Annotated in this window: 8 protein-coding genes and 1 tRNA gene; 1 reads left to right on the top strand and 8 read right to left on the bottom strand. The window is 62.8% G+C overall.

The genetic code is table 11. The annotated features are described in order from the left end of the window. Window positions 1-68: 68 nt before the first annotated feature. The 5 genes from LGM42_RS08965 to LGM42_RS08985 are packed head-to-tail and all read right to left on the bottom strand — an operon-like array spanning window position 69 to window position 8,267. Window positions 69-1,406, bottom strand: a complete 1,338-nt coding sequence (locus LGM42_RS08965; RefSeq protein ID WP_226232024.1) for a virulence factor — start codon at window positions 1,404-1,406, stop codon at window positions 69-71. A gap of 47 nt (window positions 1,407-1,453) precedes the next feature. Beyond that, the gene (locus LGM42_RS08970; protein WP_059640028.1) at window positions 1,454-1,717 is read right to left on the bottom strand and encodes a PAAR domain-containing protein; all 264 of its coding nucleotides are present in this window, start codon (window positions 1,715-1,717) and stop codon (window positions 1,454-1,456) included. A 9-nt stretch (window positions 1,718-1,726) separates the two neighbouring features. Beyond that, on the bottom strand, window positions 1,727-3,208 hold the full coding sequence (locus tag LGM42_RS08975; protein ID WP_226232025.1) for a virulence factor: 1,482 nt from the start codon (window positions 3,206-3,208) through the stop codon (window positions 1,727-1,729). Next, window positions 3,205-5,466 carry a hypothetical protein gene (locus LGM42_RS08980; protein ID WP_226232026.1) on the bottom strand — a complete coding sequence of 754 codons (2,262 nt, stop codon included), beginning with the start codon at window positions 5,464-5,466 and terminating at the stop codon, window positions 3,205-3,207. The genes LGM42_RS08975 and LGM42_RS08980 overlap by 4 nt, the downstream gene beginning before the upstream one ends. A 23-nt stretch (window positions 5,467-5,489) precedes the next feature. Continuing rightward, window positions 5,490-8,267, bottom strand: a complete 2,778-nt coding sequence (locus LGM42_RS08985) for a type VI secretion system Vgr family protein (RefSeq protein ID WP_226232027.1) — start codon at window positions 8,265-8,267, stop codon at window positions 5,490-5,492. A 350-nt stretch (window positions 8,268-8,617) separates the two neighbouring features. On the opposite strand from LGM42_RS08985, the gene LGM42_RS08990 reads away from it, so the two are divergent. Beyond that, window positions 8,618-8,708, top strand: a tRNA-Ser gene (locus tag LGM42_RS08990). Between the two features lie 84 nt (window positions 8,709-8,792). Here the strand turns inward: LGM42_RS08990 and LGM42_RS08995 are convergent. From LGM42_RS08995 to LGM42_RS09005, 3 genes are all read right to left on the bottom strand, one after another. Then, on the bottom strand, window positions 8,793-10,808 hold the full coding sequence (locus LGM42_RS08995) for a sodium:solute symporter family protein (protein WP_060010400.1): 2,016 nt from the start codon (window positions 10,806-10,808) through the stop codon (window positions 8,793-8,795). Window positions 10,809-10,811: 3 nt separating this feature from the next. Then, window positions 10,812-11,156 (bottom strand): DUF4212 domain-containing protein, encoded by a 345-nt coding sequence (locus tag LGM42_RS09000; protein WP_060966372.1) that lies wholly within the window; start codon window positions 11,154-11,156, stop codon window positions 10,812-10,814. Between the two features lie 85 nt (window positions 11,157-11,241). After that, on the bottom strand, window positions 11,242-11,930 hold a 689-nt coding region (locus LGM42_RS09005), incomplete at its 5' end, for an AMP-binding enzyme (protein WP_226232028.1).

Genomic DNA, 11,930 nt, shown 5'->3' on the forward strand with positions numbered 1-11,930 from the left:
AAAGTATTAAGCGCTCGCCATTCCGCTGATTGTTACAGATCGCTTAACGCGAGCCCTTGCGTCGCGCCCTAGTACGAATAGCCTTGCGACGCCGGGCGCGCATCGTGACGGCGGCCCCACCACGGCAAGTACGCGTTGTTCTCCCTGCGTGCGCGGAACCAGTCCTTGCCGGGATCGATCGGTGTCAGCTTCGACGGCGCAACCACGACCACGGCCGTCGGATGCTCGGCGTCGGTCGTCCCCGCCACGAGCACGTTTCCGCCGAGATGGTTTGCGCGGCCGATCGCCAACGCCACATCGGTCAGCGCCGCGCCGGCGCCCATGTCACCGAGCAGTGCCGACGTGTTGAAGGTCGCGTCGCGGAGGTCGCTTTCCGGCGCGGCTTGCGCGAGCCCTTGCGAAAGCGACGCGGCCCTTGCCGACGCGGCAGCGCTGCCCTTGCCCGCATCGTGAATAACGTAGTTCAGCGACGAGACAGCGACGCCCGCATTGCCTGCCGCCGCATCGATCGTCGACTTCCATGCCTGCCCTCCCCGGCTGCCGCCCTGCTTCGCGTCGAAATCCTCGACGTTGCCTTCCGCCGCCTTGCCGATCCATGCCAGCGGTTCGCGCTCGGTCTTCAGAGCCGGGCCGGCGAGGAACAGCACCACCATGTTCTCGTTGATCTGTTCGTCCTGCGGGGGAAAACCTGGCGCGTCCCAGTTCATCACCCACACGCTTTTGTCGGGATGCGCGGCCAGGTAGTCCAGCGCGGCGTTCAGCGACGCGAAGCCGGCATTGCCGTGGCCCGACGTCACGCGCACATCGGGCGGCGTATCGCTGCTCCATAGATTTTTTGCGGACGGATTGCCGATTTCGTACGCATTGACCATTTCGTCGCGCAAGAACGCGCCGGCAGCGACCGGGTCGAGACGGCCGGCAGGAAGTGCGAGTTCGACACGCACCCCGGCCAGTTCACGCCACTCCCGCTTGTACTTCGAGCCGATGGTGTAAAAATAATCGGGGTTCATCACGTAGCGCGTCCGAAACAACACAAGAAGTTCGCGAATATATTTCTTGTAGAAACCTACGAACGACTCGCGCCCCCACCGCCCGTCCGCGACGATGGAAACCGCCTGCAAGGTCGAGTATTTTTTGGGGTTTGTCCGCACCATGTCGTCGTTGGCGTTCGGTTTCACCAACCCGAGCGTCCACAGCAATTGCCACTCGGTCGGATAGTCACGACGCTGCAGCGGATTGAGCCATTCAAGTCCGACAACTTGAGCAAGAAATGGCGCGGCAGATGCACCTTCGACAGATTGCGCCGATGTGGCGCTCGTCTCGGCCCGCAACGGCGAACCCGACACGAGTGTCGCCACGAGGATCGAGACGCACCCGATGCGTCTGGCAAGCGTGAAACAGTGCATGAATATTCCCGATCGAGCCGACCAATCCCGAGCGCCGGTCCGATAATTCATTCCCGTCCGGACGACGCCAGACTCGAAATCAGCGTCGCGCCACACGATGTCTTGTGACCATCGAATGCGGCCGGCTTCCCGTCGACGATGACCTGCGGATCGCCTTCGGCGATAAAGCAGGCCTGATGTCCCGTAATCGGACAGACACACGCATCACCGAGCCGCGCGACCGGCCGCCCCATCACTTCGCTGACTGTGCTGCCGGTCACGACCTGACCGCCGTGGCTCGTTGCGTCGCCGACCCGAATGATTCCGCGCATGCGTGTTCCTTATTCCGAATAGCCTTGCGGAGCCGGACGCGCGTCGTGACGGCGGCCCCACCACGGCAAGTACGCGTTGTTCTCCCCGCGTGCGCGGAACCAGTCCTTGCCGGGATCGATCGGTGTCAGCTTCGACGGCGCAACCACCACCACGGCCGTCGGATGCTCGGCGTCGGTCGTTCCGGCTACGAGCACATTTCCACCGAGGTGATTCGCGCGGCCGATCGCCAGCGCCACATCGGTCAGCGCCGCGCCGGCACCCATGTCACCGAGCAACGCCGATGTATTGAAGGTCTGCGTGCGGAAATCGTATTCCGGCAGAACTTCTGTCAGCGTCTGCGACAGTGAGGCAATGCGTGCCGATGCAGCATCGCTGCCCTTGCCCGCGTCGTGCACGATGTAATTCAACGACGACACCGGCACGCCAGCATTACTCGCCGCCGTATCGATCGTCGACTTCCATGCCTGCACCGCACGGCTCGCGCCTTGCTTTGCCTCGAAATCCTTGACGTTGCTTCGTGCAGCCTTGCCGATCCAGGCCAGCGGCTCACGCTCGGTCTTCAGGTCGGGGCCGGCGAGGAACAGCACCACCATGTTCTCGTTGATCTGTTCGTCGTTCGGCGGGAAGCTCGGTGCATCCCAGTTCATCACCCACGCGCTTTTGTCGGGGTGGGCGGCCAGATAGTCCAGCGCCGCGTTCAGCGACGTGAAGCCGGCATTCCCCTGTCCCGATGTCACATGCACGTCCGGCGGTGTGTCGTGGCTCCACAGGTCTTTTGCCGATGAATTTCCGATCTCGAACGTGCTGATTATCTGATCACGCAAATACGCCTTTGCCTTGATGGGATCAAGACGGCCACCAGGAATTGCCAATTCAACATGCACACCAGCCAACTCACGCCATCGACCTCTATCACCAGGCTTTACGGTGTAGAAATAATTAGAATCTGTAAAATATCTAATACGGAACAATACGAGTAACTCGTCGATATATTTCTCGTAAAATCCACCAAATGATTCGCGTCCTGAGCTGCCATCCGCGATGATTGAGATCGCTCGAACGGCAGAGTACTTTTTAGGATTGGCGCGCACCATATCGTCATTCTTGTTCGCAGAAACCAGACCCAATGTCCATAATAACTGCCACTCCGCCGGATAATCCCGGCGTTGCAGAGGGTTGAGCCATTCAAGGCCAACGACTTGTGCCACAAAAGGCTTCACGGGGTCACTTTTTGGTTCAGCGTCGCCCACGGTGCGTGGTGTCGCAGCCGCGGCACTCGACGTCGCAAACATGGTCGAAAACACAAATACCAACACAGCCACCAATCCAGGAACCAGCACCATTCTCTTCATCAGATCTCCTGCACTTGAGTTTTCGGCAGATGCACTACTCGGCAGCGTCATCGTTGCATACAACACGATCGCAGCCAACAGCATGACGAAAATCGCCAATCCAAATCGCCGCTGCCAGGTGGCAACAATCACCTTCATAGCGCACTCCCCAGCCGCAGGAAAAATCCTCCATCACGCTCGTCGTAGATTTTTTCGGGCATGCTTGCGACCGGATCATTTTTAACCCATTTATGCAAGAACATGTCCTTATATTTTCCCTTTTTTATATATTCTGCAAATAATTCATTTTGACCATCCCTCACCAATCCATTCAAAAATCGCCAATCCGCCTGCTTTCTGAGATCTGCAAAGTCACCCTCCGTCAGATAGCAAAGCCCAATTGCAACATCATAAGCCAACGCCTTTTCAGCATGGTCCTTGTTGGTCATGATGGTCGAATGGTTGGTGGGGTTATTCTTGTCCCCGCCGTTCAGAATCTGAAATATCTCCTTGTTCCGCCATTCCGTATAGTCAGCACTCGCTGCCCCCGGATTGTCCTCCCCGACCACATTTCCATCCTTGTCGACCCAGCGACGATTTCCGGATCTCCGCGCTTCCATGCGAAGAATCGAATGATCCTCATACCGCTGCGCAGCCTCGGACGCCGCATCGCCCTGCGCTTTCAGCGCATCACCCTCAGTCTTGAATTTTTCCGACTTCGCGTCGAAGTTGTCGTACGGATCGTCATCGCGCTTGCTCTCCTTCTTGGCATCGCGCGCAGCCGACGGCGGATCGTAACTCTCGTTGAAGCGCCCTTCCTCAATCTGTTTCCCCTGCGCATCGCAAGCGCCCGACGGTTTGTCGTAGCGCAACGCCTGCGGAAGGAAGCGAGTCTCCTTGTCGAGCATCGGTGCCGTAATCGGGATTTCCCAGTCTTTCGGCGGATCGGCATTGACCGCCATGTTAGTCAAATTGAACAGGTAAAGAGCCGGGCTCGTTGCAATCGTGAAAAACTTCGCGATCCACCCTTCATTGGAATGCGTGCCTCGTCCAAGACCATACCGTGCGGGTGGTGACGGCGGATACCAGAAACCCTCCTTCTGGTTCTTGTCCTTGCGCCAGTCATCCTGCCAATACCGATAGAGCTTGTTCTCTCCGCCCACCTCGAAATTCGACGCGAACACGCGCTGCGAGAAAACACCCCACCCGTTCGTCGCACTGATCTCGTCGACACTCATCCCGCGCCAGCCGATTCCCTGAACGGTCAAGGCCGAAATGACCTGATCGTGCGGGCAACAGTACAGCGTCACTCTGCCGTACGTGTTTTTCTGGTACAACCCGTGCGCCTCGCGGTCCTTGGCTGCACTATACGGTTTGCCGCCGTTCTTCGACGGTCTTGCGTTTTCCATTGCGCGATCCAGATCCTCCGCAGGCATCTCGAGCTCGGCCCGGGCACGCAGGATGTCGAAGTACTCCCTCAGCGTTTCCTTGCGCGCGACATAGGTCTCGCGCCCCACGTGCCCGTTCTTGTCGCGCACCCCGCGCTGGGCCCACGAGTCGGTCATGTTGGCCTCGACGAGACTGTACGGGGGATTGGCGAGAACATAGGTATCGGCGACGCAGCGCCCTTTCTTGCCCCATTGATCCGTCACCTCGGGCAAGCGGTCTCCAAGGAATGCAGCGGCAAGGCCGATCATGTTTCCCTGGCTGTGGCACACGATCGTGATCGGCGCGTCGGCCTGCCGCTTGCGGATCGACTCGACCAGGCGTGCAAGCCGCAGCGCGCCAAGCACACCGTAAGTGCGCGGTGGCGTGGAGTAGATTTTTCGATTGCCGATGCCATTCATGTGCTGGACGGTCAGCCACAGGAAAAGCCGATCGTTCAACCCGTCGTTCCACAGATCCGGCAAACTCGTACACCCGCCCGCGAACGGGCCACCGCCCCAGTAATTCTTTTCGTTGAGCATGATCTTGTCGCCATACTCCTTCAGCTCCTCCGCGTTCGCGGCATAGCCCCACCGAAAGTGGATGACGGGCGAAAAGGACGGATCGGGCTTGATGTACGTCTTCGACGACATGTCCGGATTCAGGAAACCGTCTGGCGTCAGGCTTTCGATATAGCTGACCGGCGTCATCTGCCCGGCCACCGGCCCCCAATGGAACAGTTGATCGTCATAACGCCCCATGCGCCGGTTCAATCCGGCACACAACCCTTTCTCGGCGTCCTTGAACCATTCCCCTTCCGAATTCACCCCGTGCACGAAAATGACGACGCCCGGCAACGGCATCTGCATCACGCACTCGAGGTCGTTGCGGTTGAACAGTGTCGTCCCCAGTCCACCGCCCACCGAAGTCTGCGACGGGTCGTCCGTCGACGGTTGCCCGCCCGGGTTCTGCGCAAAGTTGTAGTTGAACATGTTGTTTTTCTTGAAGACTCAGCTCAGGTTCTGGACTTGAAAAAGCGAACCGCCAATTGTTCGAACTGATCGCTGCTGACCGGCGCCAGCTTGCCTTGCGCGTCGGTCTTCCCCTTGATCAATTCGCCCGACGCCTTTCGCACCTCGGCTTCCATGCCCTCGACCGGCTGCCCGTCCGTGGCGCGTACCAGCTTCGGCACGCGCCCCAGCGAGCCTTGGTCGAACTTCGGAAAGTCGGCGCTCATGCTCGCCGGCCCGGCCCACGTATGCGACGCGGACTTGACGGTGAAACTCCCCGGACACCCGAGCTCGATATCGCCGCCATGCAGCTTCAGATACGCGCCGCCCGACGTCACGAACACGACCTGCTCGCTGGCCATGCCCGCGAGCTTGCCGCCGCCCGCCGTCATCTGGATGTTCTTCGCCGAATCGATCTGCGTGTCGTCGTTCTGGCTCTGCAGCGCAACTTTCCCCTGGTTGGCGATTGCCGACACGCCTTCGCTGTGCGCAAACATCGCGACACCGTGCCCGGCCTGCAGGTTGATCCGCTGCCCGCTCGTGTACTGCAGGTGGTTCTGCGCGACGACATCGACGTTGCCGCCCGCATGGGTCGTCACGGTCTTCGGCGTCGCCATGCTGATGCCGGCCGGTGCGGTGATGCCGATCGCGGCCATCGGCGCGCCTGACGACTCACCGCCGCCGGACGCCTCGCCATTCGGCCAGCCTTTCACCGTGGTCACGAGTGCATCGTGCGGCTGCGTGTCGGGCGCGACGCCCTGATGCTGGCCCGCATAGTCGCCGAGACTCTTGAACAGCTCGACGCATTCCTGCATCAGTTGCAGATACTCGTCCCGCGCGAGGTGGCCGTCACTGGCGCGCAGCCGCTCCCAGGCCGAAATCAGCATCGCCTTGCCGCTTCGAATCGCCACGTGCGCATCGCTGCGCAATTCGGCGCCTTCGCCGCGCGCCGCCCCCTGCCCGTTGTCGCGCGGCTGCGTCAGATAGCCGAGGTTCAGCTGACTGTACGCATGCTCGCTCGCCAACTGGCTGCTGATCTGCCCGGGCGTATCGTCGAAGCGGATCTGGTTGTACCGCTGCCCCTTGATTTCCTTCGTCTTCGTGCCGGAAAGATAGCGGTTGCCCGGCAGCGCGCCGGTATGACTGAAGGTCGCCGGCATGTTCGGCCCATTGGCCAGCACACCCATCACGACGAGCCGGTCCGGATCGCCGCCGATATGGCCGATCAGCACTTCCATGCCGACGCGCGGCAACGTATTCGCGCCGAAACTCGGCCCGGCTAGCGCGCAGGCGACGCGCACCGGTGCGCTGTCGGACGGCGTGCCGCTCGTGCCGGCACCCTGCGCGTGCGCATGATCGTCCGCGCTCAGCCCCTGGATCCGCACCCGGATGCGGCCCATTTCATCGCAGAACACCTCCTCGCCCTCCGGCCCGACGACGACGGCCGTCATCGGATGCACGGGCGGCAGGTCGACGTGCGGATCGTAGGCAGGCGTCAGCGGCACGCCGCGCCGCACGCACGAGAACGTGTTCTCGTAGCGCCTGTCGCTTTCGTCGCCCGGCTTGCCGCTCACGTCGGTCGGCACCGCGTTGAACAGCACGCGGCTTGCCGCGAACAGCGATTGCGCGCGCTCGTTCAGTTCCTTCGGCAGATTGTTTCGCACGCAATGATGAAGCGACGTGACGACAAACTGCCGCTGTTCGGCCGGCAACGTGTCGAGTTGCGGATGCTCCGCGAGCGCAAACCAGTGACCGACGGCCAGATCACGCACGTTGCTCACGCCGTCGACGGATTCGGCGCGCAGTTCATGCGCCAGCATCCGGTCCTTGCCGATTCGGTCGAGATCGGACGACGAATCCCCGGCGTGCGGGATATCGATCACGACGTCGGCCAGCAAATGCCCGAGGTCGTTGCCACTGTCGCCCTGATCGACGATCGTCGCCTGCTCGGTTTGGGACATCCGGCCGCTCTTGTAGTCCCACGTCGGCCGGACGATCTTGCCCGGAATCAACCGGCGGCTCGTCGCCCACAGCGTGATCGAGTCGCGCTCTTCGGTGGCGGCGTCACGGTGGTAGCGGATGGTGCCGGCGGCCGTCTGCGGCAACTTCATCGAGTCGTCGGCAAAGACGAGCGTATGCACCGGCGTGTCGTGCGCATTGCCGCTCGCCCGCTCCCCGGCCTTGCCCGCCTTGACGAATACGGTCGCTCCCTCCCGTCGCAACAGGCGCCGAATGAAGTGCGCGTCCGACTCGTTGACCTGCCGTGTGAGTTCCCGCGCGGGGTAACGCTCGGCTTGCAGACCGGACAGGTCGAATTCGAATGCGCCCGCGAGCGCCGAGCTGCGCTGGCGCCATTCCTGAAGCAGCACACCCAGGATGTCGGGCAGGCTCTTCGACCGAAACAACCGCGAATTGGTCCGTCGCTCCATCACGGACAGCACGTCGCGAATCGTCAGCTGGTAGCAGGTCAGTGAACCGTCCGATTGTCCGGTGCGAACGTCGGTGACAATGCCGTTGATGGTATGGAGACGCCCGCGATCGGTCGTCATCTCGACGGAGACCGGCAGCCCGATGAAGCCGCGGATCGGAAGATCGGCCCGTGACGACACGCAGGTCAGATGCCCCTCGATGCCCGTCATCAACCCTTCGCGGATATCGGCATACTGGAGCGCAAGCACCTGCTCGAGCGTTTTCTGGGCGGCCCCCCAGTTCATGCGAACCGGCCGATTGTTCTGATCGACCACCCCGGACGCAAACGTGCGCAGCAATTCGGCTGTATTCACAGCGTGACTCTCAGGATTTTGTTTGACTTCGTTGTTCGGCAAGCAATCACGCCCGCTGGTCCGTCCTGGGAGTGCCGCCCGTCTGATTTTCGGCGAGCATAACAAATTTGTCGGCTTGGTGACGGCTTTTTGACAGGATTTAGAATCCTTTTTGCGAAGCGTCCGAACGGACTCTACAGTTCACATTCTTTCGAACCGGGACGTTCCGTGTCCGATGTAGCGAACCGGTCGTACGGGTCGTCACGATCTGACGCAGGGCGTCGCGCGCTCGGTATGGATCGACGATTTTCCGACGGGCGCGGAAGGGAGTGGCGGGCTGCCGCCAGAGTTTGCTATACTCTCGGTCTTCCGGAGAGATGGATGAGTGGTTTAAGTCGCACGCCTGGAAAGCGTGTATAGGTTAATCGCCTATCGGGGGTTCGAATCCCCCTCTCTCCGCCAGAATACGTGAGGCCCCTGATTTCCCTAGGAATCAGGGGCTTTTCATTTTGGGACCGCCGACACGTCATACATCGCCCCGCCCCCTCACGGATGCCGAATGTAATCCACCAACGCCCGCGTATACTCATCCGGCCGCCTGTCGCACAGACTGACCACGATCGCCACCGCAAACCCCGCCGGCACCCCGAACACGCCTGAACTGATCGGCTCGATCCCGAACCACGTGCGCCCGGCGAACCCGGTCAGTTGCGTGAAGAACGGATACGTCGACACGATGTAGTACACGCACACCGCCAACCCCGTCACCATCCCCGCAATCGCGCCACGCGTCGTCGTGCGCTTCCAGAACACCCCCAGCACCAGCACCGGAAAGAAGCTCGACGCCGCCAGAGAAAACGCGGCGCCGACGAGAAACAGGATCTTTCCGGTATTGAGCGACGCGACATACGACGCGAACAGCGCCACCCCGAGCAGCAGCACCTTCGAGATCGTCACGCGCCGCTGGCTCGACGCATCGGGCGCCACCATGCAGTAGTAGACGTCGTGCGACAGTGCATTCGCGATCGTCAGCAGTAGCCCGTCCGCGGTCGACAGCGCCGCGGCCAGCGCACCGGCCGCGATCAGCCCCGACACCACGTACGGCAGCCCCGCGATTTCCGGCGCGGCCAGCACGACCATGTCCGGCTGCATCTGAATTTCCGACCAGTGCACGATGCCGTCGCGAATCACCTCGACGACGCTGATCAGGTCGGGCTCGAAGTGATGCCACTGCGTGACCCACCCCGGCAATTCGGCGAACGGCCGCCCGACGAGATTCGCGAGGATCTCGTACTTGATCAGCACCGCGAGCACAGGCACGCTCAGGTAGAACAGCGCGATGAAGAACAGCGTCCAGCCGACCGAGCGCCGTGCCGACGCAACCGACGTGGTCGTGTTGTAGCGCGTCAGGATGTGCGGCAGGCTCGCGGTACCGAGCGACAGGCACAGCAGCAGCGCGAGGAAATTCCGCTCGCGCGGCTTGCGTTCGTCTTCGCTCGCGGCCGGAAACGGCTCGTGCATCGGCACGGGCGGCTCGGCACGCGCGAGCAGGTCGTCGCGCGCCTGCGTCCACGCCACGCGCGCCGCCGCCGGATCGCGCGGGAAATCGGCCAGCTCGCGCTCGCGCTGGCTGATCTCGCGCAGCGGCCCGTTGTGGCGCCGCAGGTCCGCAAGCTGGTCGACGAGATGCCGGCGCGCGTCCGCATAGGACGCCGGCAACCGGTCGAGCCGCGTCTGGATGGCCGCGGCTTGCCGGCGGTATGCATCGCGCACCTGCTGCTCGTCGCGCGCGTCGCGCACCTGCGCCTCGCGCGCCGCGACGCGCTCCATCAGCTTGCCGTAATTGAACTGCGGCACGGGGCCGAGCCCGTTCTTCATCGCGATCAGCGACACCGGAATCAGGATCGCGCTGATCAGGATGATGTACTGCGCGACCTGGGTCCACGTGACCGCGCGCATCCCGCCGAGAAACGAGCACACGAGAATGCCCGCGAGCCCGCAGAAGATGCCGATCGCGAAATCGACCCCAATGAAGCGCGTCGCGATCAGGCCAATCCCCTGGATCTGCGCGACCAGGTACACGAACGAACACAGGATCGCCGCGCCGGCCGCGAGCGCGCGCACGGCCGTGCTGGAAAAGCGCGTGCCGAGAAAATCGGGAATCGTGTAGCGCGCGAGCTTGCGCACATACGGCGCGAGCAGGAACGCGACGAGGCAGAACCCGCCCGTCCAGCCCATCACGTACGCGAGTGCGTCGTAACCGGTCGCGTAGAGCGAGCCTGCCAGGCCGATGAACGACGCGGCCGACAGCCAGTCGGCCGCCGTCGCCATCCCGTTGAACGCGGACGGCACGCGCCGCCCGGCCACGTAGTACTCGACGAGATCGGACGTGCGCGACAACAACCCGATCACCGCGTACACGGCGATCGGCACGAACAGGAACACGTAGCCGATCCACACGCCCGAGCCCGTCGCGCGCTCGATCCGCCACATCAGCAGCACGAAACCGAGAAACCCGAGCGTATAGAGCGCGTACGCGCGTATCAGTCGATGTGTCAGCATGAATCAGCGCCCGCCGTTCGCATGGCCGGCGCGCGCCGCATGCTCGTCGTACGCGCGGCGCAGCGTGCGGTCGGCGCGCTGCATCAGCCCGATGTAGACGACGATCAGCACGAGGTACACGAGAATCGCGCCCTGTGCGCCGACATAGAACGGCAGGCTGAAGCCGGCGAAGCGAACCCCGGCGAGCGCGGGCCCGAAGAACGGCACGATGAACGACACCGCGAAACCGATCACCATCAGCACCGCGATCAGCGCGACGTTGAAGCGCCAGTAGCGTGCGTGCGCACGCGCGAGCGGCGCGGGAACGGGAGGTGGCGCAGCAGGCGCCGAACGGGTCGGAACGGTCATGCCGTTATGTAGCAAAAAGCCCCTGCGCGGGCAATCGGGATTGCCGCGCAGGGGCTCGCGCGCGTGACGCGCAACCGGCAGGCGCTCAGCGCACTTCGGTGAGCTGCTCGAGGATGGCCGGATTCTCGAGCGTGGACGTATCCTGCGTGATCGCCTCGCCCTTCGCGAGCGAGCGCAAGAGGCGCCGCATGATCTTGCCCGAGCGCGTCTTCGGCAGGTTGTCGCCGAAGCGGATGTCCTTCGGCTTCGCGATCGGCCCGATCTGCTTGCCGACCCAGTCGCGCAGCGCCTTCGCGAGCGCCGCGGCTTCGTCGCCTTCCGGGCGCGAACGCTTCAGCACCACGAATGCCACGACCGCCTCGCCCGTCGTGTCGTCCGGGCGGCCGACCACCGCCGCCTCGGCCACGAGTTCATGCGACACCAGCGCCGATTCGATCTCCATCGTGCCGAGCCGGTGGCCCGATACGTTCAGCACGTCATCGATCCGGCCCATGATCGTGAAGTAGCCGGTCTCCTTGTCGCGTACCGTGCCGTCGCCGGCCAGATAAAGCGTGCCGCCGAGTTCTTCCGGGTAGTAACTCTTCTTGAAGCGCTCCGGGTCGCCCCAGATCGTGCGGATCATCGCGGGCCACGGGCGCTTGACGACCAGAATCCCGCCTTGCCCGTTCGGCACGTCCTGGCCCGTCTCGTCGACCACCGCGGCCATGATGCCCGGCAACGGCAGCGTGCACGAACCCGGTACGGTCGGCGTCGCGCCCGGCAGCGGCGTGATCA

The sequence above is a fragment of the Burkholderia sp. AU39826 genome (assembly GCF_020419965.1).
GTDB lineage: Bacteria > Pseudomonadota > Gammaproteobacteria > Burkholderiales > Burkholderiaceae > Burkholderia > Burkholderia semiarida.